The sequence below is a fragment of the Aeromonas sp. FDAARGOS 1405 genome, from assembly GCF_019048265.1.
Lineage (GTDB): Bacteria > Pseudomonadota > Gammaproteobacteria > Enterobacterales > Aeromonadaceae > Aeromonas > Aeromonas veronii_A.
Genome location: NZ_CP077311.1, coordinates 3243064 through 3267043, shown reverse-complemented (window position 1 = coordinate 3267043; position 23980 = coordinate 3243064). Strand labels below are relative to the sequence as shown.

General features: G+C 60.9%; 18 protein-coding genes and 1 riboswitch. Of the genes, 11 read left to right on the top strand and 7 right to left on the bottom strand.

The window, feature by feature from the left end:
* Positions 1–5: 5 nt before the first annotated feature.
* Positions 6–638: a peptide-methionine (S)-S-oxide reductase MsrA gene (msrA, locus tag I6L35_RS15095; protein WP_005352745.1), complete on the bottom strand. Its 633-nt coding sequence runs from the start codon at positions 636–638 to the stop codon at positions 6–8.
* Positions 639–908: 270 nt separating this feature from the next.
* On the opposite strand from msrA, the gene argA reads away from it, so the two are divergent.
* Positions 909–2237 (top strand): amino-acid N-acetyltransferase, encoded by a 1329-nt coding sequence (gene argA / locus I6L35_RS15090; protein ID WP_005345063.1) that lies wholly within the window; start codon positions 909–911, stop codon positions 2235–2237.
* A gap of 107 nt (positions 2238–2344) precedes the next feature.
* Positions 2345–2568: riboswitch (Lysine riboswitch) on the top strand.
* A gap of 90 nt (positions 2569–2658) precedes the next feature.
* Entirely contained in the window at positions 2659–4011 is a 1353-nt protein-coding gene (lysC, locus tag I6L35_RS15085) for a lysine-sensitive aspartokinase 3 (protein WP_216978619.1), read from the top strand.
* 82 nt (positions 4012–4093) lie between these two features.
* Here lysC and I6L35_RS15080 read toward each other — a convergent pair whose 3' ends face one another.
* Positions 4094–5179: a hypothetical protein gene (locus I6L35_RS15080; RefSeq protein ID WP_216978618.1), complete on the bottom strand. Its 1086-nt coding sequence runs from the start codon at positions 5177–5179 to the stop codon at positions 4094–4096.
* 255 nt (positions 5180–5434) lie between these two features.
* Between I6L35_RS15080 and I6L35_RS15075 the strand changes: the two genes are divergently transcribed.
* Positions 5435–7690 carry an LTA synthase family protein gene (locus tag I6L35_RS15075; protein ID WP_216978617.1) on the top strand — a complete coding sequence of 752 codons (2256 nt, stop codon included), beginning with the start codon at positions 5435–5437 and terminating at the stop codon, positions 7688–7690.
* 92 nt (positions 7691–7782) lie between these two features.
* Here the strand turns inward: I6L35_RS15075 and aroG are convergent, their stop codons facing one another.
* The 5 genes from aroG to I6L35_RS15050 form a co-directional block, all read right to left on the bottom strand.
* Positions 7783–8838 (bottom strand): 3-deoxy-7-phosphoheptulonate synthase AroG, encoded by a 1056-nt coding sequence (gene aroG / locus I6L35_RS15070; protein WP_005345047.1) that lies wholly within the window; start codon positions 8836–8838, stop codon positions 7783–7785.
* Positions 8839–9058: 220 nt separating this feature from the next.
* Complete coding sequence (gene aroA / locus I6L35_RS15065) at positions 9059–10342, bottom strand: 3-phosphoshikimate 1-carboxyvinyltransferase (protein ID WP_216978616.1); 1284 nt, start codon at positions 10340–10342, stop codon at positions 9059–9061.
* A 224-nt stretch (positions 10343–10566) separates the two neighbouring features.
* Complete coding sequence (gene serC / locus I6L35_RS15060; RefSeq protein WP_216978615.1) at positions 10567–11655, bottom strand: 3-phosphoserine/phosphohydroxythreonine transaminase; 1089 nt, start codon at positions 11653–11655, stop codon at positions 10567–10569.
* A gap of 225 nt (positions 11656–11880) precedes the next feature.
* On the bottom strand, positions 11881–12807 hold the full coding sequence (locus I6L35_RS15055; RefSeq protein WP_216978614.1) for an electron transfer flavoprotein subunit alpha/FixB family protein: 927 nt from the start codon (positions 12805–12807) through the stop codon (positions 11881–11883).
* Positions 12804–13556 carry an electron transfer flavoprotein subunit beta/FixA family protein gene (locus tag I6L35_RS15050; protein WP_216978613.1) on the bottom strand — a complete coding sequence of 251 codons (753 nt, stop codon included), beginning with the start codon at positions 13554–13556 and terminating at the stop codon, positions 12804–12806. The genes I6L35_RS15055 and I6L35_RS15050 overlap by 4 nt, the downstream gene beginning before the upstream one ends.
* Positions 13557–13725: 169 nt before the next feature.
* On the opposite strand from I6L35_RS15050, the gene I6L35_RS15045 reads away from it, so the two are divergent.
* From I6L35_RS15045 to I6L35_RS15010, 8 genes are all read left to right on the top strand, one after another.
* Positions 13726–15369: an electron transfer flavoprotein-ubiquinone oxidoreductase gene (locus tag I6L35_RS15045; RefSeq protein ID WP_216978612.1), complete on the top strand. Its 1644-nt coding sequence runs from the start codon at positions 13726–13728 to the stop codon at positions 15367–15369.
* A gap of 293 nt (positions 15370–15662) precedes the next feature.
* Complete coding sequence (gene corA, locus I6L35_RS15040; protein ID WP_005345036.1) at positions 15663–16610, top strand: magnesium/cobalt transporter CorA; 948 nt, start codon at positions 15663–15665, stop codon at positions 16608–16610.
* 148 nt (positions 16611–16758) lie between these two features.
* Positions 16759–17235, top strand: coding sequence for a DUF2919 domain-containing protein (locus tag I6L35_RS15035; RefSeq protein ID WP_216978611.1), 477 nt, complete (start codon positions 16759–16761; stop codon positions 17233–17235).
* A 249-nt stretch (positions 17236–17484) separates the two neighbouring features.
* On the top strand, positions 17485–17934 hold the full coding sequence (locus tag I6L35_RS15030) for a hypothetical protein (protein WP_216978610.1): 450 nt from the start codon (positions 17485–17487) through the stop codon (positions 17932–17934).
* A gap of 4 nt (positions 17935–17938) precedes the next feature.
* Complete coding sequence (locus tag I6L35_RS15025; protein WP_216978609.1) at positions 17939–20929, top strand: hypothetical protein; 2991 nt, start codon at positions 17939–17941, stop codon at positions 20927–20929.
* A complete protein-coding gene (locus I6L35_RS15020; RefSeq protein ID WP_216978608.1) occupies positions 20929–21768 on the top strand; it encodes an FTR1 family protein in 840 nt (279 codons plus the stop codon). The genes I6L35_RS15025 and I6L35_RS15020 overlap by 1 nt, the downstream gene beginning before the upstream one ends.
* 102 nt (positions 21769–21870) lie before the next feature.
* Entirely contained in the window at positions 21871–23295 is a 1425-nt protein-coding gene (locus tag I6L35_RS15015; protein ID WP_216978607.1) for an NAD(P)/FAD-dependent oxidoreductase, read from the top strand.
* 34 nt (positions 23296–23329) lie between these two features.
* Positions 23330–23890, top strand: a complete 561-nt coding sequence (locus tag I6L35_RS15010) for a hypothetical protein (RefSeq protein ID WP_216978606.1) — start codon at positions 23330–23332, stop codon at positions 23888–23890.
* Positions 23891–23980: the final 90 nt, after the last annotated feature.

Below are 23980 nucleotides of genomic sequence, written 5' to 3'. Positions count from 1 at the left end.
CCTGTTCAGCGGTTCAGGCTTGGCGGCAAACAGACTCCAATGCCACCCAATCCGCAGTAGCCATCCGGATTTTTCTCCAGATATTGCTGATGGTAATCCTCGGCGTAGTAGAAGGGCGCCAGCGGCAGAATGCGGGTGGTAATGGCACGACTGTCGCCGCTTGCCGCCATCGCCTGCTGATAGGCCGCCATGCTCTGCTGGGCAATGATCTGCTGGCTCTCATCGCCATAGAAGATCACCGAGCGATACTGGGTACCAATGTCCCCGCCCTGACGCATCCCCTGCGCCGGATCGTGCTGCTCCCAGAACAGTCTGAGCAGATCGCCGTAGCTGATCACCGCCGGATCAAACACCACCTGCACCGTCTCGGCATGACCGGTCAGGCCGCTGCACACCTCTTTGTAGGTGGGGTTTTGGGTCACACCGCCCTGATAACCGGCCGCGGTGGAATAGACGCCCGGCTGCTGCCAGAACAGGCGCTCCACGCCCCAGAAACAGCCCATACCAAACCAGGCGATCTCCATGTTCTCGGGCCAGGGACCCTGGGTCGGGTTGCCATTCACCGCATGCTGCTGACCAATCACCATCGCTTCGCGTCGTCCCGGCAGGGCATCTGCCGGTGAAATAATCTGTTCCATGAATTCTGTCCTTGTATAAAACCCTGTGAAATCACACAGCTGACGAAAAGGAGCATCGAAGATAGCAGTTTATCGCGCTGGATCAACCGGCGGGCCCCTCCCCGCTCGCCCCAACAGCCATCTGCGCTTCCAACCATCCTTTCCCGATCTGCACGGCCAAGCCGCCCCTCGTAGAGACCAGAAACGGCCAAAATTAATATTTAGTCTTGATTTGTGAATTAATTTTCATATATTGAGCCAATCGCTGTTTTTTTATGGAAGAAATATCAAGTGCGTGAACGCGAACCCAGTCTGGTCAATGCCTTCCGGCAATCCACCCCCTATGTCAATGTGCATCGGGGTGCCACCTTTGTGCTGATGATGGGGGGAGAAGCCATCTGCCACCCCAACTTCGCCAATATCGTCAGCGATATCGCCCTGCTGCAGACACTGGGCATACGCCTGGTGCTGGTGTTTGGTTCACGTCCGCAAAACGATGAGGCGCTGGCCCGCGCCGGTATCGAGGCCCAGTATCACAAGCGGATCCGGGTCACCGATGACGAGAGTTTCACCATCATCAAACAGGTGTGTGGCGGCCTGCAATATGACATCACCGCCCAGCTCTCCATGGGGCTCGCGAACACCCCCATGCAGGGGGCGCGGATCAGTGTGGTGAGCGGCAACTTCGTCACTGCCCAGCCACTGGGGGTGGATGATGGCATCGACTTTTGCCACAGCGGCCGGGTGCGCCGCATCGACGTGGAGGGGATCACCCGCCAGCTCGATCAGAAGAGTCTGGTGCTCATCTCCCCCATCGGCTGCTCGGTCACCGGCGAGAGCTTTAACCTGAGCTCCGAAGAGGTGGCCCGCCGGGTGGCGGTCGATCTCAAGGCAGACAAGCTCATCTGCTTTAGCAGCACCCAGGGGGTGATGGACAGGCGCGGCGAAGCCATCTCCGAGCTCTTCCCCGAGCAGGCCGAAGAGCTGCTGGTGGAGCTGGAGCAGGCAGGGGAAGAGATGTCCGGCACAGCACGCTATCTGCGCGCGGCCATTGCCTCCTGCCGCGGCGGGGTGCCCCGCTCCCATCTGGTGAGCTATCAGGATGATGGCGCCATGCTGCAGGAGCTGTTCAGCCGTGACGGCCTCGGCACCCAGATAGTTCGGGAAAGCGCCGAACAGGCCCGCGCCGCCACCATCGAGGATATCGGCGGCATTCTGGATCTGATCCGCCCGCTGGAGGAGGAAGGGATTCTGGTGCGCCGCTCCCGCGAGCAGCTGGAGATGGAGATCGACAAGTTCACCATCATTGAGCGCGATGGCCTCATCATCGGCTGCGCGGCCCTCTACTGCTTTATGGAAGAGGCGATGGCGGAGATGGCCTGCGTCGCCATACACCCCGACTACCGCAACTCCAACCGGGGGGATCAGTTAGTGGCCAAGGTGGCCGAGCGGGCCAAGCGGCTCGGCATCCGCCGCCTGTTCGTGCTTACCACCCGCTCCATCCACTGGTTCCGGGAGCGGGGCTTTGATCCGCTGGAAGTGGAAGATCTGCCGGTGGCGCGCCAGCGTCTCTACAACTGGCAGCGCCGTTCCAAGGTTTTGTCAAAGACCATTGCCTAAGTCATTGATCCTGCGTTGAGTTAGCTGACAATTTGAACTTTTTCACAAACTCGATTGACAGTGCAATCCAACGCAGGGTATTTCTAAATGCACTCCACCACCCTGGTGGAGCCAGAAGAGGAGCGCTGCCCAGGCAGCCCAAGGGAGGACGCCAGCGTCCGGTGAACTTGGGTCAGGGGGAGCAGCGCCGAGACGAGTGAGGAGACTGGTAACCTCAACGTCGGCTGCGGGGGCTGAATCCCCCGGGTTGTCATCGGTAGTGATCATCCCCCACCGCGCCCTGTCAGGGGCGGTACGGGATGGGCTCTGCAGGTGGAGTGCTTCTGGCCGGGATAGCTTCGTTCATTCCTGCCATTTTCAGCCTCCTCCTCTCTTTTTTGCCCGATGGAACCGGAATCTTAAAATAAGACAGGAGTAAGCAATGAGCCCGATCAATGTCGCCAAGTTTGGCGGAACCAGTGTCGCCAACTTCCCGGCCATGAATCACTGCGCCGATATCGTGCTGGCCAATCCCGCCACGCGGGTGGTGGTACTGAGCGCCAGCGCCGGTGTCACCAACCTGCTGGTCGCTCTGGCACAAGGTGAGCTGGACGAAGCGGGCCGCGACGAGCAGCTGGCCAAGCTGTCCGACATTCAACAGGCAATTCTGGCCGACCTTGGCCACCCCGCCGAAGTGACGGCGCTGATCCACGATCAACTCGGCGAGATCCGCACCATGTCGCAGCAGGCCAGCCAGCAGACCGATGCCGAACTGGCTGATCGCCTCATCGCCTGTGGCGAGCTGATGTCTACCCGTCTCTTTACCGAACTGCTGCGCCAGCGCGGCGTCAAGGCCCACTGGCAAGATGTGCGCCAGCTGATGCGCACCGACAGCCGCTTTGGCAAGGCCACCGTCGATCTGGCCACCACCCGTACCCTCTGCCAGCAGACGCTGGGCCCGCAGCTGGGCGACAGCCTCATCATCACCCAGGGCTTTATCGGTGCCGATGGCGATGGCCGCACCACCACGCTGGGTCGTGGCGGCTCCGACTACAGCGCCGCCCTGCTCGCCGAAGCGCTCGATGCCGCCAGTATCGAGATCTGGACCGATGTGCCCGGCATCTACACCACGGATCCGCGCCTCGTCACCCGCGCCCGCCCCATTCCCGAAATCAGCTTTGTCGAAGCGGCCGAGATGGCCACCTTCGGCGCCAAAGTGCTGCACCCTGCCACCCTGCAACCGGCGGTGCGCCAGAATATTCCGGTGTTTGTCGGCTCCGCCAAGGATCCTGCCGCCAGTGGTACCTGGATCCGTGCCAGCACAGATTCAAGCCCGCTGTTTCGCGCCGTCGCCCTGCGCCGCCAGCAGGTGCTGGTGACCCTGCACAGCCTCAATATGTTCCACGCCTACGGCTTTCTGGCCGAAGTGTTCGGCATTCTGGCCCGTCACCGCATCTCGGTGGATCTCATCACTACCTCGGAAGTGAGCGTGTCATTGACGCTGGATCACACCGGCAGCCAGAGCAACGGCGAGCCGATCCTGAGCGACAAGGTACTGGCCGAGCTGGGGCAACTCTGCAAGGTGGAGGTGGAAAACGGTCTGGCACTGGTGGCGCTGATCGGCAACCGGATGAGCGAAGTGAACGGGGTGGGCAGTCAGGTCTTTGACGCCCTGCGCGAGCACAACATCCGGATGATCTGCTACGGCGCCAGCGCCCATAACCTCTGCTTCCTGGTCAAGGAGAGCGAGGCGGGCAATATCGTCAACCGCCTCCATCAGGAGTTGCTGGACTGACCCTCACCGCGATGCGGTTCCTACCATGCAACAGGGCGCCGACAAGGCGCCCTGTTTATTTATGTATCACTGACGTATTGGCTCAGGCAAAGCTGGTGGCGGGCAACTGGCAGGCCACGGCTTCGCGGCGCAGCTGCTGCAAGCGGGCCAGCAGCCCGGTCTGGCCAAGCTCCGTCTGTTGAGATGAGAGATTGTCCACCAGCAGCGGATAGTGATCCGTTACCGCCTGCTCCAGCCAGTCAAGACGACGCAGGGTCAGCGGGCCGCAGCTCTGGCCGCTCAGATCATCGGCCACATCGAGCTGGTGGCTGCGATACATGTCCCGCCACCAGTTGGCGGCCAGCGCCTCGTCACTCGCCAGCGCGGTGCTCCACTCCCCCTGCAGGGCTTGCAAGCGGGCCAGCACAGGGGCACTTGCCCCTTCGCGGATCAGGTGATGGATCTCCCGTTTGACCCATTTCAGACAAAGCTCGCGCCAATAGCGAAATTGCGGCAAGGGATCGGCCTCATCGAGCCAGAGCCCCGAGAGAGTGCGGGTCTCCAGCCGCTCCGGCACATGGAACTGCGAGTCGACCAGACCATTGGAGTTGTATTCAAAGCGGGGGTCAAAGGTCCACATATAGCCAAAGTCGAACACGCAGATCTGCTCGCCATCATCGAGCAGGTTGCCAGGGCTCGGGTCCCAGTCAAACCAGCCCCAGCGGGCCAGCTCACCCTGCACCTCCAGCATCTGGGCCAGATTGCGCTCGTTGAGCTGATGGACCGGCACACCCCGCAACCAGGGGGAAACCAGCACTCCAGCCCGCGCCGAGCCAAAGCTGGTGCAGACCACATGGGAGAGGATGGTGGGATGCAGCTCGCGCAGCGCCTCGATTTCACGCCGCCGTTCCAGCTCGGTGAGGAAAGCGGTCTTGCCATCAAGGTTGGCTACCAGCGAATCCTGACGCCGCCGCTTGAGGCACCAGTGATGCCCCTCTACCTTGAGGTGAAACACCTCGGCGGTAAGACCGTGGCGATAGACCTTGACCACCGCGGGATGAGTATCCTTTAGTTTGGTCAGCTGGGCCAGTGGCAGCGGACAGTCGCGCTCGCGTCCGATCCGGATCTCTTCCTTGCTCTCCAGCATGCGCAGTAATCTGGCCTGACGCGCCATCACCTTAGGATTCATACATGTACCTCCTGTCGCTATTGAGAGCCTAAACAGCACACCCCTCCCAAGCCAGTGGCAAAACCCCATGATGACGCTTTCATCACATATTCCGAACAACCCCTCGATCGGGATCACAATTTGCAAGGTTGAGCTGTAACCAAATATTCATTAAGTGGTCATTAAATTGACAAGTTGGAACAAGGCCCGCACCATCGGGTCAAACTCTATACGGATGAACGATCTCTCCCTTACTCGCTCAAAGGATGAGCTTATATGAATCGCCCCTCCTCAGGCCGCCCCCGTGCCCTGAGTCTGTCCTCCGGGCTACTGGCCCTGCTGGGCGGATTGCTGCTGCTGACGCTGTTATTACCGCTGATCAATCCCGGCAGCTGGCTGGGCCGTGCCCAACCGCTGGTGCTGGGCCCCGCCGACAATCCGCTGGCCACCCTCACCCGCCACGCCCTGCTCTATAAAAGCGACAGCCGCGGCCTCTATCTGGTGGTGCGCAGCCAGTGGCTGTTGCGGGAGCCGCTGCAAGCGGGGGACAAGGTGCGAGTGGAGCTGCTCAACGACAAGGGGGAGCGGATCGACCAGCTCAGTCAGGCGGTGGATAAGCGTCAGGTGTGCCGCAATAACCGCTGCTCGCTGGATCTCAACAGCACCTTGCGCGCCCCGGACGATGCACTGGCCAGCCGCTATCAGCTGCGCATCGGTCTGCTGCTCAAAGATCGCCCCGAGAGCGGCGATTTCAGCCAGATCCTGCAAACCCTGCCGGAGCAGGGCTTCAACCTCACCTATCTGATGGTGAGCCTTACTCTGGTACTGGTTCTGAGCGCCGCCGTGCTCAAAATGGTGCTGCCAACGCTGCGCCGCAGCCTGCGCTGGCGGATCATCGGCAGCCTGCTGCTCGGCAACCTCACCTTCGTGCTGCTGCACGGCTTCGTGGTGTTCAAGCTGGGGGAGTTTCTGCTCTGGTCAGGCTTTCGGCCGGAACACTACTATCTGGCCTGGGGCAGCATGGTGCTGGGCTGGAGCCTCTGCGCGCTCGCGGGCTTCAACCTCTATATGGGGCTGGTCTTTACCGCACTTTCGGGAATAGGCCTGCTGGCCAACTTTATGAAGATCGCCATCTACGGGGTGCCACTCGGGGGTGATGATTTTGGCAACCTGCTGGCGCTGCTGCGGATTCTCCTCGATCAGCACCCCATCCTACCCATCTTCACCCTTTTGCTGGCACTGTTTCTCTGCTGGCGCTTTGCCCTGTCACGCTGGGTGCTGCGCACCGCAGCCGCCACCGTCGCCTTCTTTGCCCTCTGTGTCTTTGCCACCCAGACCGGCAACAAGCTGCTGGGGGCCAACATTCGTTACGTGGATCGCGCAGTCAACTACCACAGGGACATCATCCGCTCCGGCCCCGGCCTCTATCTGTTCAATCTGGTGGACGAGATGCTGCAAAGCGGCAGCGTGTTTCGCTACCCCTTGCAGATCAACGAGCTGACCCCGCAGTTGAGCCATCCGCCCCAAGGCATTGCGCCGCGCTGGGATCTGGTGATCGTGCTGCAATATGAGTCGCTCTGGCTCGACTGGAAGGGGCGTATCTGCGCCCCGGCCCCCACCCTATCCCTGCCCGCCAGCGTGCAGCAGTGGCAAAAGACCATCCACTCCCCCACCACTGGCGGCATGACGGTGCTGGCGGAGTTCGAGATGAATACCGGCCTGCCGGTGGGCTTGCTCAAGCAGGGGGTGGTGCCCTACTACTACCTCTCGGAGCAGGTGCCGGGGCTGGCCCAGAGCGCCAGACAGAGCGGCTATAAGACGCTGTTCGCCCACCCCTACGTAGAAAAATTCTGGGGCCGCGCCAAGGCAATCCCGGCGCTCGGCTATGAGGAGCGTTGGTTCGATACCCGTTTTACCACCCTTGAGTACAAGGGGCTCTATATCTCAGATGATGCGCTGATCGACCACCTGCTCAAGCGCAGCGAACAGGATGATAAGCCGCTGTTTGCCTATGCGGTCACCATGCAGGGGCACGGCCCCTTCGATGGCCCCCGCTATCAGGGGCAGGAGCGCAGCGGCGCCTGCCCGAACCAGAGCGAGAGCGACACCCAGTTGCTCAACACCTACTACACCGGGGTGGTGGATGCCATGGCCTCGCTTGAGCGTCTGCTCAAGACCCTCGACCAGTCGGGCAAGCGCTATCTGGTGGTGGCCTTTGGCGATCACCAGCCGTTTTTGATGTCCGCCGGCAAGGGTATTCACGGCGACAAACCGGCGCGCGATGCCACCTACCAGATCCCCATGATGGCCTTTGCCCGCAGCGATGATCCTCTTATCCTCGGGGAACAATTTGCTCCGGTGCGCCAGCTCTACCAGATGGGTCAGGCCACCCGCCAGCTGCTGGCGGGGGATATCACCCCCATCGAGGACAAGCCTCTGCTCCATCCGGTGCTGGGAGAAGAGAAGGGGTTCGACCCCTCGAGCCTGGTTCCGCAGATCCGCGCCAGCTTCCGGCCCGATGCCCAACCCTGAGCCTTAAGCCCTGCAACACGAATAGATGAGGCCGCAATAGCGGCCTCTGGTTATTACTTTCTCTTTGTCACTGCGACTGCAAAATCCCGTCTTTAGCGGGCGTTGCGGGTTGCAACGGCATCCGCCAGATTGCGCAGCAGCACTTCTGTATCGGCCCAACCGATGCAGGCATCCGTGATGCTCTGACCGAAGGTAAGCTCGCAGCCCTCGACCAAATCCTGACGCCCTTCCACCAGATGGCTCTCCACCATCACACCAAACACCGCCTTGCTGCCGGCACGCAGCTGGCCGGCTACATCTTCGGCCACCACCATCTGGTTCTTGAACTGTTTGCTGCTGTTGGCGTGACTGAAGTCGATCATCACCTTCTGCGGCAAACCGGCCTTCTCCAGCCCCTTCACAACTTCGCTGACATGGGCCGCACTGTAGTTCGGCTCACGACCACCACGCAGAATGATGTGACAGTCCGGGTTGCCGCGGGTCGCCACGATGGCGGAGTGACCGTATTTGGTGACCGACAGGAAGTGGTGCGGCGCACTGGCAGCGCCAATGGCATCGATGGCCACCTTGATGGTGCCATCAGTGCCGTTCTTGAAGCCCACCGGGCAGGAGAGACCGGAGGCCAGCTCGCGGTGTACCTGGGATTCGGTAGTACGGGCACCGATCGCGCCCCAGCTCATCAGATCCGCCACATATTGCGGGGTGATCATGTCGAGGAACTCGGAGGCAGTTGGCAGCCCCATGTCGTTGAGATCCAGCAACAGCTTGCGACCAATGCGCAGACCGTCGTTGATCTTGCAGCTATTGTCGAGGTACGGATCGTTGATCAGCCCCTTCCAGCCCACTGTGGTGCGCGGTTTTTCGAAGTAGACCCGCATCACGATCTCCAGCTGACCTTTCAGCTCGTCGCGCAACGCCTTGAGGCGCTTGCCGTACTCCAGCGCGGCAACCGGATCATGGATGGAGCAAGGACCAATCACCACCAGCAGACGATCATCTTCGCCGGCCAGGATATTGTGAATGGCCTGACGGGATTCAAAAACGGTGGACGAGGCCACCTCGGTAGCCGGAAACTTCTCAAGCACCGCAACCGGGGGTAATAACTCTTTGATTTCACTGATACGAACGTCGTCGGTTTGATGCTGCATGACAAGGCTTCCTGCTAGATGACTGCGATTAGGAAATCTCAACATAGCCCGCGACAGCGCATGTGTAAATAGGAAATTACAGCAATCACAAAACTATTTTGCATGGCAATCTTGCAAGTTATTGAAATGATGCTAGGCGAAATGACGATGCTGGTGAGGAAGGCAAGAAGGCCCGCTCAGCGCGGGCCCGAAGCGTCGATGATGACGGGTTTGTCAGTGATCAGCCACGCGAGCTGATACTGGCCAGCTTGTCGAAGTAATCCGGGAAGGTCTTCGAGGTGCACTTGGGATCATTGATGGTGACCGGAGTATCCGACAACGCCACCAGCGAGAAGCACATGGCGATACGGTGATCGTTGTAGGTGTCGATCTCGGCATGTTTGAGCTGGGTCGGCGGGGTCACGGTGATGAAGTCATGCCCCTCCTCCACTTCAACGCCCAGCTTGCGCAGCTCGGTCGCCATGGCGTGCAGACGATCGGTCTCTTTCACCCGCCAGTTGTAGATATTGCGAATGGAGGTCGGCCCCTCGGCAAACAGTGCGGCAACGGCGATGGTCATGGCCGCATCGGGAATATGGTTCATGTCCATATCCACTCCGTGCAGCGGTGCCTGCTCCGCCTCGATAAAATCATCGCCCCAGGTGATGCGCGCGCCCATCTTCTCCAGCACGTCGGCGAAGTGGATATCACCCTGAATGCTGTGCTTGCCGATACCGGTGACCCGCACCTTGCCCTTGATGGCGCCCGCTGCGAGGAAGTAAGAAGCGCTGGAGGCATCTCCTTCCACCAGAAAGTCACCCGGACTAATGTAGGTCTGGTTGCCCTTGATGTAGAACAGCTTGTAGTTGTCGTGCTCGATGACCACCCCGAACTGCTTCATGATGTGCAGGGTGATATCGATATATGGCTTGGAGACCAGCTCTCCCTTGATGTGGATCCGGGTATCACCGGCCGCCATCGGCGCCGCCATCAAAAACGCGGTCAGAAACTGGCTGGAGACGGAGCCATCGACGTGCACATCGCCGCCCCACAGCCCCTTGGCGTCCACCACCAGCGGCGGATAACCATCGTGTTTCAGGTACTGGATATGGGCACCCGCTTCACGCAGGGCATCCACCAGATGGCCGATGGGACGCTCTTCCATACGCGGCTCGCCACCCAAGGTATATTCACCGGAACCGAGGCATAGCGCGGCGCACAGCGGTCGCATGGCAGTACCGGCGTTGCCGAGGAACAGATTGACCGGCTCTTTTACCGCAAAGCTGCGGCCCAGACCCTGCACGGTACACTCGGTCTTGTCTGCGGAGAGCTTGTACTTGACCCCGAGCTGGGTCAGCGCAGCCAGCATGTGACGAATGTCATCGCTGTCGAGCAGGTTGGTCAGACGAGTGGTGCCACGAGCCAGCGCCGCCAGCAGCAGCGCTCGGTTAGAGACACTCTTGGAGCCGGGCAAATTGACCTCACCGGCCACACGTGAAATGGGTTCCAAACGCAACGAATTCATAGACTTCCTGTGCTATCTCAAAAATAAACGCCTGTCCGGACGTTAACAGCCTGCGTCCCGCTCGGCAAGGGCACTTTCAGCGGAAATCGCACGGCAAACGCCAGCGCGCTGGTTCTGTTGAAAAAAACGCCGGGGTATACCCGGCGTCTTGAATCACTGCAATAGCTGTAAGCGGCTCACGGGTTGTCACGAGAGGCCGCCAGCAAACAGGTGGAGCTCTCTTATCAGCCGTGGCGCTTGGCAAAGCCATCCATAAAGCTGACCAGGGCCTTCACCCCCTCCAGCGGCATGGCATTGTAGATACTGGCGCGCATGCCGCCGACAATGCGGTGCCCTTTGAGCGCCAGCAGACCAGCCGCTTCCGATTCGGCCAGGAACTGCTTGTCCAGCTCGGCATTTTTCAGCTGGAACGGGATGTTCATCCGCGAACGGCAGCTGACATCCACCTGATTGCCGTAGAAGCTCGACTGATCGAGATAGTCATAGAGGAAGTCGGCCTTCTCCTTGTTGCGCGCTTCCATCGCCTCGAGGCCACCCTGTTCCTTGAGCCACTCGAACACCAGACCGGCCAGATACCAGGCGTAGGTGGGCGGCGTGTTGAACATGGAGTCGTTCTTGGCAGTGAGCTTGTAGTCGAAAATCGAGGGGACATCGGCTCTCGCCTGATCCAGCAGGTCATCGCGCACGATGGCAATGGCAAGCCCGGACGGCCCGATATTTTTCTGGGCACCGGCATAGATGATGCCAAAGCGGCTCACCTCGAGAGGACGGGAGAGAATGGTGGAGGAGAGATCCGCCACCAGCGGCACCTCGCCGGTAGCCGGGATGTCAAACATCTCGATGCCGTCAATGGTTTCGTTCGGACAGTAGTGAACATAAGCCGCATCGGCGCGAAACGCCGGGGTCGGCAGCAGGTGAGAGATCCCCTGCTCGTTCTTGGCAACCCCCTGGAAGGTCTGGATATCGCCATACTTTTTGGCTTCATCCACCGCGCTCTGGGACCAGACGCCGGTCAGCAGGAAGTCCGCCTTCTTGTTGGCGCCGCCCAGCAGGTTCATGGGCACGGCGGAGAACTGACCGCGGCCGCCACCATGCATGAAGAGCACCTTGTAGTTGTCCGGCACCGCCAGCAGCTCGCGCAGATCCGCTTCGGCCTTCTCGGCCACCGCCATGTAGGGCTTGCCGCGATGGGAAAGCTCCATGACCGAGGCTCCCAGCCCCTGAAAATTACAAAATTCGCGCTGGGCGCGCTCCATGACTTCAACCGGCAGCATGGCGGGGCCGGCGCAGAAGTTGTAAATCTGTTTGCTCATGACGCTTTCCGTGAGTGGATGAGAGTAATCGATGACTTGTCAGGTTTTACACAAGAGCAGCCAGCGGATCAAAGGCTTTTTGGGAGCTGGCTCAACCTTTTACCGTCACTCTGCGTCCCCCTTGCAGTAGAAAAAGCCCTGAACGGGTCAGGGCTTGCAGGGAACATGCACAGAAATCGCGGGCAGAGCGCATAAACGACCACAGCTCAGCCATTTCTGACAAATTTACAGTTTGGCGGTGAGCTCCGGCAGCAGAGTGAAGAGATCCCCCACCAGCCCGTAGTCCGCTACCTGAAAGATGGGGGCGTCGCTGTCCTTGTTGATGGCCACGATCACCTTTGACTCCTTCATCCCCGCCAGATGCTGGATGGCCCCCGAAATGCCGACCGCGATATAGAGCTCCGGCGCCACCACCTTGCCGGTCTGCCCCACTTGCAGATCGTTGGCGACATATCCTGCATCAACGGCGGCTCGCGATGCCCCCACCGCCCCACCCAGCTTGTCGGCCAGCGCCTCAATCAGGGCAAATTGCGCCTTGGAGCCCAGTGCCCGGCCACCGGAGACCACCACCCGGGCGGCGGTCAGTTCGGGCCTGCTGGAGCGCACCGCGCGGCGCTCGACCAACCGGGTACGACCAGCGAATTCGGGCACGGCCAAGCGTTCGATGAGAGCCTGCCCGCCCGTCGCCGCCTTGGCAAACGCGGTGGCCCGCACCGTCATCACCTTGACGGGCGCCGAGCTTGCCACTCTGGCGATGGCATTGCCCGCATAGATGGGGCGCAGGAAGGTGTCGCTGCTCTCGATAGCCGTCACCTCGGAGAGCATCTCCACCCCGAGCCGGGCCGCCACCTGTGGCAGCAGCGCCTTGCCCATGGCACTCGCCGCCATAAGGCAGTGGCTGTAACCTTCGCACCAGCTGGCCAGCAGCTTGTCCACCCCATCCAGCAGCCCGTCGGCCAGCAGGGGATGTTCGGCAAGCAACACCTTGTCGACGCCGCTGAGGGCTGCCGCCTGTTCACCCGCCTCGGTCAGCCCCTGACCCAGCAACAGCAGGTCAACCTGACCGCCGATGGCTCCGGCGGCGGTGACCAGTTGTGCCACGTTGTCGGCCAGATGGCCCTGATGATGTTCGGCAATGATCAGCACGCTCATGGCAGCACCTTCGCTTCGTGTTTGAGTTTGTCCACCAGCTCGTCCACCGAGCCCACCTTGATCCCGGCGCTGCGGGCTGGCGGCGCCATCACCCCGAGCAAACGGGTCTGGTTGGCCACCTCAACGGCGAGTGTCGAGAACGGAGCGCTATCCAGCGGCTTGCGCTTGGCCTTCATGATGTTGGGCAGCGAGGCAAAACGCGGTTCATTCAAACGCAGATCGGCGCTCACTACCGCAGGCAAAGGCATGCCCAGGGTCTCGAGGCCACCGTCGATTTCGCGAGTCACCAGCAGCTCTCCCGCTTCCACCTTAAGGGCGGACGCGCAGGTCGCCAGCGGCCAATCATTGAGAGCAGCCAGCATCTGGGCCACCTGATTGTTGTCTGAATCGATGGACTGCTTGCCGAGCAGCACCAGATCTGGCTGCTCCTGCTCACACACCTTGTGCAAGGCACGGGCGACAGTCAGCGGTGTGAGCGTCTCATCGGTGACATAATGCAGCGCCCGATCCGCCCCCAGCGCCAGCCCATGGCGCAGTTGCTCGGCGGCAGCGTCTGGGCCGAAGGTCACCACTACCAGCTCGCTGACAACCCCGGCTTCCCGCAGCCTGACCCCCTCCTCCACCGCAATTTCACAAAAGGGGTTGATCCCCATCTTCACATTGGCGAGCTCCACGTCGGAGCCGTCTCCCTTCACCCGGATCTTGACGTTGTAGTCGACTACCCGTTTGATTGCGACCAGCAGCTTCATGGGGTCATGCCTCGTCTCTTTGGATTGAATTCATTAGTGTGCCTCTGCGTTTGTTGCAGTACGCTCTTCCCTGATTTTTTGCTTTTTCTTGCCCAGTTTTGCTTACAACTGCTTTACGTTTACGTAAACTACCAGCATTACCCTAGGCCAACCAGAGCGCAGAGGCAAGATGGAACGGGAAGCAATGGAATTTGATGTCGTCATCGTCGGCGGCGGTCCGGCGGGGCTCAGTGCAGCCATCGCCCTGAAACAGCAGGATGCCACTCTCTCGGTCTGTCTTCTGGAGAAAGGGGCGGAAATTGGCGCCCATCTGCTCTCCGGCGCCCTGTTTGATCCCGTCGCCTTGCAAGAACTGCTGCCGGATGGCTGGCAGCAAGCACCGCTCGGCGTACCGGTCAGCGACGATCAGGTGCATCTGCTGCAAAGCGAGCAACGCTCCCTGCAACTCCCCGCCTGGGCGGTGCCGCCCCGGATGCACAATGAGGGCTGTCACATCATCAGCCTCGGCAATCTCTGCCGCTGGCTTGGCCAACAGGCGGAAAAACTGGGAGTCGAAATATACCCGGGATTTACCGCCAGCGAACTTATCATGGAAGCGGGCCGGGCCAAGGGGGTGATCACCGGCGATCTGGGGCTGGATCGGGCGGGCAATCCGAAAGCAGATCATGTGCCCGGCATGGCACTGCTCGGTCGCTACACCCTCTTTGCCGAAGGGGCCCGCGGCCATCTCGGCAAGCAGCTGATCGCCGCATTCAATCTGGCAAGCCCTGCCCAGCCCCAGCACTATGCCATCGGCTTCAAGGAGCTGTGGCAACTGCCTGCAGGTCGGGGCAGAGCAGGACGGGTGCTGCACGGCAGTGGCTGGCCCCTTGGCAAGCAGGGGGGCGGCAATAGTCACGGTGGTTTCTATCTCTATCACATGGAGGGGGATCAGGTGGCAGTCGGGCTGATTGTCGATCTCAACTACCAGAATCCCTGGCTCAGCCCGTTCGACGAATTCCAGCGCCTCAAGCATCACCCGCTTATCGCCGGCGTGTTGCAAGGGGGGGAGCGCATCAGTTACGGCGCCCGCGCCATCACCAAGGGGGGTTGGCACGCCCTGCCCCGCATGCATTTTCCCGGCGGCCTGCTGATCGGTTGTGATGCGGGCACCCTCGACTTTTCCCGCATCAAGGGGATCCACACCGCCATGAAATCGGGGATGCTGGCGGCAAAAACCGTCGCAATGGCACTGCGGGGAGGCGATGAGGGGGGCCGAGATCTGGCACAGTATGGCGACGAACTGCACCAGAGCTGGCTGGCCTGCGAACTCAAGGCGGCGCGTAACTTCGGCGCGGCGCTTCACCGCTATGGTCCCTGGTTAGGCGGTGCCTTCAACTGGCTGGAGCAACGGCTGTTTGGCGCAAACTCGCCCTTCAAGCTGCTCGATAAGGCGCACGATTATCGTCAGCTGCGCGTGGCCAGTCGCTGCGAGCCCATCCATTATCCCAAACCCGATGGCAAGCTGAGCTTTGACAAGCTCTCGTCTGTGTATCTGGCCAACACCAGTCACGACGAGGATCAGCCTTGTCACCTCAAGCTGCAGGACGAGCGCATTCCGGTCGAGGTCAATCTGCCCACTTGGGCCGAACCCGCCCAACGCTACTGCCCGGCAGGGGTGTTTGAAGTACTGGAAACGGAAGGTGCGGCCAAGCTGCAGATCAACGCTGCCAACTGTATTCACTGCAAGACCTGTGACATTAAAGATCCCAGTCAAAATATCATCTGGACTCCACCACAGGGGGGCTCCGGGCCCAATTATCCGAATATGTGATGAAGCGGGGCAGCGGCAACAAGCCGCCCCAGCTAGCCCTCCCCCAGCCAAAGGCTGGGTTCTACCCCGCATAGCCGCTCAGGTGATCCGACCTCGCTGTTTTTTTGAACAAACAGGCTGAATCCCTGATGAATAGCCCCTGACAAGCGCGGCCCGCCACTGTATAGTTCGCCGCATTCAGGTTTTCCATCGGCCCGATCTGCTTATCCACGGGATCGCCTTCTGCAGCGATCTAAGGCCGCATGACCTGTGCAACCATCCCTGATTACCCATGACTTTTTAAGGGGGGACAGATGATCACCGCCTACATTCTCAACAACAAGGTGCTGGACATAGTCACGCTCGGGCCTGACGACATAGTACCTGACAACACGGTCTGGCTGGATGCCTACAAGCCGGACACGGCAGAGCGAGAATGGTTGACGGGCCTGTTCCTGGAAGAGGTCCCCGACAAAGAAGAGCTCGACGACATTGAAGCATCCGCCCGTTTCTACTGGGATACCGATGGTCTGCACATTCACTCCCTGTTTCCCCAGCGGATCGGTCGTGACACCAAGGGTGTCCACGTCTCCTTTACCCTGCGCAACAACCTGCTGATCAGCATTCGTGAAGATGACATCGGGCTGGTACGCCTGCTGCGCCACTATATGCGCCAGGATCGGCTTGAAGTGGAGGATGCCCTCGACATCCTGCTGGAGGTGCAAAACCTCAAGGTAGAGTACCTTTCCGACCTTATCGAAGATGGTTACAAAACGTTGGAAAACACCGCAGATCAGATCTTCGAGCCGGATCAGATCAACCCCATGCTCAAGGAGCTGTTGGCACAGGAAGAGGCCAACGGTCAGATCCGTCTCTCCCTGCACGATACCCGCCGCGCCCTGCGTTTCCTCAAACGCAGCCTGCGCCAACGCATGAGCCTGGAGCAGAACAAGTGGATCGACGAGATGCTGCACGACGTGGAGTCTCTCTTGCCCCACACCCAGTTCCTGTTTGACAAGATCAACTTCCAGCTGGAAGCCTCCATGGGGGTAACCAATCTGGAGCAAAACAAGGTGATCAAGATCTTCTCGGTAGCCGCCGTAATCTTCCTGCCGCCGACCCTGATCGCCAGTATCTACGGCATGAACTTCGGCCGCATGCCGGAGCTCGCCTGGGAGTATGGTTATCCCATGTCACTGGTGCTGATGGTGATGTCATCGCTCGGCACCGGGCTCTTCTTCAAGCGCAAAGGCTGGCTGTAACGCCAGCTGCCCGGCACAAAAAGATTCTCGCGGATTGGGGGGCATGGCCCCCGATTAATTCCCACCCTCTCCCTCGCCTTGCAAAGGGGTCGCCTTCGCCCCATATCCTCTGCATCACTTGCACTCTATGAATGGATATCGGGCAACCATGACCCTCTACCCCGAACACCGCTATGACGATCACGGCCAGCTTCGCCCTCCTCTCTGGTTCTGGCCCATCGCCCTGCTACTGACCCGCTCGGTCTGGCTCTTTCTGATGGCTGGCGTCACCCGCCAGAGCGGTAGCGAGATCCTTGAGCTCTTCTACCCCGACAAGCTCACTCTCTATATCAGCCTGCTGACCGATGTGCCCGCCATGCTGGCACTGCTCGCCTGTGGCGGCACCTATCAGCAGACCCGCGGCATTCGCGCCAGACTCAGGCGCCATAGCCCCTTGCTGCTGCTCTGCTCTGCCACCAGCGGCCTGCTGATGCAGCTGCACAGCCTCAACTTGCAGAAGTGGTCGTTCAGCTGGCCCACCGCGCTGGTGCTGGTCGCCAGCCTCTGGGCGCTCTGGTATCTGCTGCGCAGCCGCCAGCTACGGGAATATGCTGCTGATGATCCTCATCAGGAACCCTCCATCTAGCCAGACACGTGGTCATAGCATCGGACCGTAAACATGAGGAGGCCGCTGCCCCGCTGTCGAGGGGCGGCAACGCCCGCACTCTAGCCCCATTGGTGACACCCAATCGGATAAGGGATCATCAATATAGGTGTTCGGTCACTGCATTCAGCTTTGATTCATCAGCAATACAATTGATAACACTTTTCATTACTCTTACAGCGTTATAAACTTGCTCCCCCCGGGCGGCCCCGCCCGGGTGCTGGAGCCTTTATGACAAGCCTTTCTCTCTCACCCCGACAATTCTGGCAGTGGCTGGCCTACCACCATCAGGCCGCCGAGGGCACCCTCTATCTGATGTTCTTCTCCGGCCTGCTGCTGTGGGAGCCGCTGACCCCGCTCTGGTCGCTGGCACGCTGGAATCTGTTTTTCCATGTGATGCTCTCGCTCACCCTGTTCCCGCTGCTATTTGGCGCCTTCTGGCTCTCCCACCGCAGCTTGTTGAACCGCAGCAACAAACCCTTTTTACGCACCACGGGGCGGATTATTGAAGCCCTGCTGCTGGTCTGTCTGGCCAGCGGCCTGCTGCTGGTGCTGCACGGCACCCCGGGCGATGCCATCGGCAACCTCGTCAGCTGGGCCCACTGGTTGAGCGCGTTGGCGTTAACTCCTCTGGTGCTGCGCCACGCCTGGCGCTGGACCATCTTGAAATGGCGCACCTAATCCCATGTTGAAGTCTTCGTTCTCTGCATATTTGTCACCCCTGCTGGCCCTCGTCCTGCAACTGGCCAGCCCCTTTGCGTTGTCCCAACAGATGGGCGCCGGGATGCTTGCCTATGAGGAGGGAAGCGCCCCGCGCCTCGTCACCGCCAACCTGAGCGCAGGCTCGGTCACCCTGCTTGAGCGCGATAGCGGCAAGCGCCTGAAAGAGGTGCTGCTGGGGGGCGATCTGCGCCAGCTTGCCCGCGCCGATGACGGTCCCCTGCTGGTCACCGACTACAGCGGTGATCGCCTGTTGCTGCTGGATGATGCTCTCGATCTGGAAAAGACGATCCCCACCGGCCACCGCCCCTATGGGGTCATCTTCGATGCCAAACGGCAGTGGTTCTGGGTCACGCTGTTCGAATCCGCTCGCCTGCAAGCCTATGACACCGCAGGCAACCTACAGCTGGATGCAAAGACCGCCGAGACTCCCCGTGGACTGGCACTGACCGACGATGATCGCCTGCTGCTCACCCACGCCATGACAGGCCAGCTGGCCATCTATGATCTCGCCAAGCTTGGCAATGGCGCCAAGGGAGCTTCGCTTCCCAAGCCCAAGCTCATCACCCTGGCCGAGACCCATAGCGACACGCCGAGCGACTCGCAGGGCTTGCCGCGCTTGCTCGAAGGCATCGCCCTCTCCCCCGATGGCAGCGAGGCCTGGCTGCCCCATGTACTGTGGAGCTTCAGCCACCCCTTCCAGTTTCAAAGCACCGTCTTTCCGGCCGTCTCCATCATCGATCTCGATGAGGAGAAAGAGCGGGTCGATGAAAGAAAACAGCTCTTTTTGCAGATCAACCTGCCAAGCGTCGGCAACCGCAGCCAGATCGTCTCCAACCCGTTCGCTGCACGCTTCGCCGCCGACGGCAAGCGGGTCTATCTGACCCTGGCGGGCTCGGAAGATCTGCTGGTGTTCGATCTCTCCCGCAGCGGCAAGTCCAACAACAACCGCCACCGCCGCAAGAAGTTTCAGGGGGGCGCCAAGGCGACCCAGCTCTTGCGCCACCTGCCGGGCCAGAATCCGCGGGATCTGCTGATCGACGGTGACCATATTCTGGTGCACAACGCCATGGGGCAGGATCTCACCCGCCTCAATAGCGGCGGCAGCGGCCCGTTTGCCCGGGTCACCGTCGATGTGCCCCACTTCGCCAAGCTGGTAGAGACGGATCCGCGCCCCGAGCCGCTTCAGCGCGGCGAGCGGCTATTCAACCTTGGTAACACAGCGGCCAACTCACGCTTCCCCATGGCTGGGGACAACTGGATGAGCTGCAACTCCTGCCATCTGGACGGATTCAATTTCACCAATCGCTATCTGATGGCGGCCCATCGCCAGAAGAGCGGCGACAACGCCATCAACGGCCACGCCAACCTCACCAACATGGTGGCGGGGGATTTTGTCGGCGAATACCTGCGCATGACCCAGCAGACCCAAGGCGGCATGGGCCATGACACCCGCGATGGGGCCGAGGCAGTTGACCCCGCCAAGCCCCAGCCCGAGGTGAAGGCGATGATGGAAGATCTGCACGCCTTCGTCACCGCCGATGGCAACCTCCCCTATCTCGCCAACTGGCTGCGACTCGATGCCCCGCGCACGGATCCCGCCAAGGCGCCGACTACCCACCCGAAGGAGTGGCTCAACTCCGCCTCCTGCCAGAACTGCCACCAACAGGCGTTCAAGGATTGGAGCGAGAGCAACCACAGGCTGATGGGCAACTCCCACCCCTACTACAAAGTGGTGCAGGCGCTGGCCCGCGAAACCGAAGGGGAAGCGTTCGGTCAGTGGTGTCAGGGCTGCCACATGCCCCAGCAGGTGATGACAGGCCAGCTGGATCTGCCCAATGGCTCCCACATGTTCGAGCAGGGCGGCGCCTCGCTGATTGGCGCTCACAAGGCGGGCGAACCTGTGGTGGAGGAAGGGACCGGCTGCGTGCTCTGCCATCGCATCACCAAGGTAGAAGATGCGGGCGGCAACAGCGCCTTTACCGTGAATTTGAAAGACCGCGAGAGCTATGTGTTCGAGGATGCCCCGGGCGGCAGCCTCCAGCACTGGATGGCTGAGCGGCAGATCAACGCCCGTCCGGCGGCCCACAAAGCCTCCTATCAAAAGGATTTCTACCGCGACGCGGCTCTGTGCAAGTCGTGCCACAACGAGTTTGCCCCGGGCACCGGCGCCAATATCGTCAACACCTGGGACGAGTGGGAAAAATCCAGCTTCGCGAACGCCGAGGATCCTGCCAAGCGGCGCACCTGTATCGACTGCCATATGAACCCGGAGCCGGGCAATGGCGGCGCGCCAGTGGCGGGCCAGTCCACCGAAAACGGCACCATGAAGGCGCGGCTCTATCGCCACAACTTTACCGGCGCCCAGCATCAGCTGGTGGGGCTGCGCAATCCCGACCTTGAGCAGGAGAGTCTGGCGCTCTTGCGCTCCAGCGCTACCCTCTCGGCCCGTATCGAACGGGGGGCAGACAGCCCGCAACTGGTGGTGCGGGTCGCCAATACCGGCGCGGGCCATGCCCTGCCCACCGGGGTGGCCGATTTCCGTGAACTCTGGCTGGAACTGACCGTCACTGACGCCAGCGGCAAGCTGGTGCTTGCCAGCGGCCAGCCGGTGGATGGCGCAGTCCCCGAAGATGCGCGACTGTTCAGAAAAGTGTTCGGCGATGCCGAGGGCAAGCCGGTGGGGCTCAAGTTCTGGCGCTACGCCAAGCTCTTGGAAGATACCCGCATTCCGGCCGATGGCTGGCGAGATGAAGCCTGGCCGCTGCCCGCAGAAGCCCAAGGGCCCTTCAAGGCCGATATCAAACTCAATTTCCGCACCTACCCCAAGTGGGTCAATGATGCGGTGCGCGCCGCCGAGCCGAGCTTGCCGGAGCCACCCATAGTGCAGCTAAATCGGTTGCAACTTACCCTGCAGCCTCTCCCCGTCACGCCCGCTACGGAGCCTCAATCCTGATGTTTGCAAGTTTTCTGATTACCCTGCGCGAGGGGCTGGAAGCCTTCCTGCTGGTCGGCATCTGCCTCTCCTACCTCGCCAAGCTGGGGGCGAGCCGCTACAACAAGTTCATCTATCTGGGGGTGGGGCTTGGCCTTATCGCGTCCCTGATCGTCGCCTTCCTGTTCCAGGTGGTGGTGAGCCAGTTCGAGAGCGAGCGCTACAACCACCTCTTGATGGCGGGGATCCTCATCTTCGCCACTCTGGTGCTCACCTATATGGCGATCTGGATGCAAAAGCAGGCCAAATCCCAGGTGGGGGCCATGACAGCGCGCATCGATGCGGCCATCGATGGCGGCAACCTGTTTGGTCTGGTGCTGCTCGCCTTCCTCGCGGTGATGCGCGAAGGGTTTGAAACCGTGCTCTTCTTCTCCGCCCTGCTCTATTCGGGGCAAGGGGTGGATCTGCAATCCGGCCTGATGGGCGCGCTGGCGGGGCTGCTGGTATCCATCGCGCTGGTGTGGGGGCTGCAGCGCTCCACCCGCAAGGTGGCGCTGGCCCCCTTCTTCCGCTGGACCGGGCTGCTTATCATCATCATCGCCGCAGGCTTGCTCTCGTCCGCCGTCAACATGTTGCAGGCGGCAGATATCATCACCTTCTGGACCACGCCGGTATTCGACATCAGCCACATTCTCGACGATCAGGGGGTATTTGGTACCTTCCTGCGTGCCCTGTTTGGCTACAATGCCTCACCCGCTGGCTTGCAGCTGCTGACCTGGGCCCTCTATCTGGCGATCTTCGTTACCCTCTGGCAGCGCAGCTATCGCCCGCAGGTGAGCGCCGCATCCAGCAAGGGCTGAGCCAACACGCCCTGTGGCAACAAGGCCACGGGCTAACAACACCATTCGGGAGCCGCGCCTTGGCGCGGTTCCCTTATCTATCAAGCAGTTTCGGAATAGGTCATGAGCGATAACAACAAGAAAAGCATTGCAGTGCTGGGCGCTGGCCCCGCCGGTTTGATGGCGGCCTGGCGCCTGCGCCGCGCCGGTTTTGCAGTCACCCTGTTCGAGCAGGAGCCGGTGGTCGGCGGCATGTGCGCTACCCAGACCTTCAAGGGGCGCGATGGGGAGTATCGCTTCGACTACGGCGGCCACCGCTTTATCACCAAGAACCCCGAGCTGCTCGCCTTTATCGACGAGCTGATGGGGGACGATCTGCTCCACGCCGAGCGCAAGAGCGTGATCCGCTTTGGCGGACGCACCTATGACTACCCCCTGAACCTGCCCAACCTGCTCAAGACGGCGCCGCTCGCCCTGATGGCCGGTGCGGTGAAAGACTTGCTGCTGTTGCCCTTTAGCAAGAAGCCGGATGATTTTGCCAAGGCAAGCTTTGCCGAGTGGATCCAGAGCCACTTCGGCCGCACCCTCTACCGCCAGTTTTTCGAGGGCTACACCGGCAAGTTGTGGGGCATCAATCCGGACAAGCTCTCCGCCGACTGGGCCGGTCAGCGCATCAGCCTGATCGATCTCAAAGACGTGGCCCGCCGCCTGCTGCCAAGACGCAACGGCAGTATCTCGGTGCGCACCTATGCCCGCAAATACCGCTATCCCAAATATGGCTTTGGCCAGATCTTCACCACCTTGGGGGAGCGGCTGGTAGCAGAGGGCGTTGAGCTGAAAACCGGTGCCACCATCACCCGCCTTGAGCAGGCTGATGGCCGCATCGAACGGGTTTATTGGAAACAAGATGACGTTGAGCAGAGCGAGAACTTTGATCAGGTGATCTCTACCCTGCCGCTGCCGCTCACCTGCCAGCATCTGGGCTTGCCGTGCGATCTGCACTACCGGTCGCTTCGCTTCGTCAATATGCCGCTCAAGCAGGAGAACCTGTCGGACAACACCTGGCAGTACCTCTCCGACCCCCATATTCTGGCCACCCGCCTGCAGGAGCCGCGCCGCCGCAGCCCCTTTATGGCGCCCCAGGGCCAAACCTCGGTAATGCTGGAGATCCCCTGCAACCCGGGGGATGCCACCTGGCAGGCGCCGCTGGCCGATCTGCGCGGTCGGGTTACCACTGATCTGGCCAGCCTCGGTGTCGATACCGCCAAGCTTGGCGATGAAACTTTTGAAGCGCGTAGCGAATACGCCTATCCGCTGATGGATCTCGGCTATCAGGCCCGTCGTAACGAAGCGATCAAGGCGCTGATGCCCATCACAAACCTCATCATGACCGGCCGTCAGGGGACATTCCGCTACATCTTCACCGACACCGCCATGGAGATGGGTATGATGGCCGCTGACATGGTGATCGACGGGGTGGACAGACGTCACGCCATCTTCAACCATCGCAACGAAAATACCGTGATTGAAACCCAGAGCGTGGCCTGAGTGCCGCGCCATTGGCATAAGTAAGGAGAACAGGATGACCATCCGCCCGAGTTTACTCGCCCTCACCCTGCTGCTGGCCCTGAGCGGGCAGGCGCAGGCTTACTCCTACGCCGCCGCCGGCAAGGAGCCTCTGATCGATGCACGCGAAGCGCTGCTGGGCGCCGCCACTGGCGGCAAGGATGCCAGCGCCACCTTGAGCGAGATTGCCGATGAGCTGACCTATCTGGAACAGCACCACAAGGTGGAGCTGCAAGGGCCGCTGGCCGCCGCCATCAAGGCCAAAGACGCTGCCGCCACCGCCGCCCTGCTTAATCGCGCCTATAAAGCGGAGATTGAGCGCCGCCTCGAAGGGGCCAGCCAGAATCTTGGCGACTACCAGACCGCCAAGGTGCTGGTGGTCAAGAGCAAGCGCTTCCTCGACTTGATCCTCCCATCACTCAATGAAGGGGATCGCAAGGCAGCCGAACAGGCGCTGGCCAAGGTGCTGGATGCCATCGGCAACCCGGGGGTATTCGGGGTGGGCGCCAAGCCCGCCGATGCCGCCGCCTTTAGCGATGCAGAAAAAGCGCTGATGGCCGTGCTGGCGCCGCTTTGATGGCAACCTGCCCATCATTGCGTCACCTCGCTGTGACTAGAGGTGGGTTTCGCTGTGCTCTACTCACCCTACGCACGGCCTGCCGATAGA

What these genes read in the sequence shown, in the direction of transcription:
- I6L35_RS15020 (WP_216978608.1), top strand. Translation starts at nt 20,929, where the DNA reads ATGTTTGCAAGTTTTCTGATTACCCTGCGCGAGGGGCTGGAAGCCTTC.
- I6L35_RS15080 (WP_216978618.1), bottom strand. Translation starts at nt 5,179, where the DNA reads ATGAATCCTAAGGTGATGGCGCGTCAGGCCAGATTACTGCGCATGCTG.
- I6L35_RS15075 (WP_216978617.1), top strand. Translation starts at nt 5,435, where the DNA reads ATGAATCGCCCCTCCTCAGGCCGCCCCCGTGCCCTGAGTCTGTCCTCC.
- I6L35_RS15050 (WP_216978613.1), bottom strand. Translation starts at nt 13,556, where the DNA reads ATGAAGCTGCTGGTCGCAATCAAACGGGTAGTCGACTACAACGTCAAG.
- corA (WP_005345036.1), top strand. Translation starts at nt 15,663, where the DNA reads ATGATCACCGCCTACATTCTCAACAACAAGGTGCTGGACATAGTCACG.
- serC (WP_216978615.1), bottom strand. Translation starts at nt 11,655, where the DNA reads ATGAGCAAACAGATTTACAACTTCTGCGCCGGCCCCGCCATGCTGCCG.
- I6L35_RS15025 (WP_216978609.1), top strand. Translation starts at nt 17,939, where the DNA reads ATGTTGAAGTCTTCGTTCTCTGCATATTTGTCACCCCTGCTGGCCCTC.
- I6L35_RS15010 (WP_216978606.1), top strand. Translation starts at nt 23,330, where the DNA reads ATGACCATCCGCCCGAGTTTACTCGCCCTCACCCTGCTGCTGGCCCTG.
- I6L35_RS15045 (WP_216978612.1), top strand. Translation starts at nt 13,726, where the DNA reads ATGGAACGGGAAGCAATGGAATTTGATGTCGTCATCGTCGGCGGCGGT.
- msrA (WP_005352745.1), bottom strand. Translation starts at nt 638, where the DNA reads ATGGAACAGATTATTTCACCGGCAGATGCCCTGCCGGGACGACGCGAA.
- I6L35_RS15035 (WP_216978611.1), top strand. Translation starts at nt 16,759, where the DNA reads ATGACCCTCTACCCCGAACACCGCTATGACGATCACGGCCAGCTTCGC.
- aroA (WP_216978616.1), bottom strand. Translation starts at nt 10,342, where the DNA reads ATGAATTCGTTGCGTTTGGAACCCATTTCACGTGTGGCCGGTGAGGTC.
- aroG (WP_005345047.1), bottom strand. Translation starts at nt 8,838, where the DNA reads ATGCAGCATCAAACCGACGACGTTCGTATCAGTGAAATCAAAGAGTTA.
- I6L35_RS15030 (WP_216978610.1), top strand. Translation starts at nt 17,485, where the DNA reads ATGACAAGCCTTTCTCTCTCACCCCGACAATTCTGGCAGTGGCTGGCC.
- I6L35_RS15015 (WP_216978607.1), top strand. Translation starts at nt 21,871, where the DNA reads ATGAGCGATAACAACAAGAAAAGCATTGCAGTGCTGGGCGCTGGCCCC.
- lysC (WP_216978619.1), top strand. Translation starts at nt 2,659, where the DNA reads ATGAGCCCGATCAATGTCGCCAAGTTTGGCGGAACCAGTGTCGCCAAC.
- I6L35_RS15055 (WP_216978614.1), bottom strand. Translation starts at nt 12,807, where the DNA reads ATGAGCGTGCTGATCATTGCCGAACATCATCAGGGCCATCTGGCCGAC.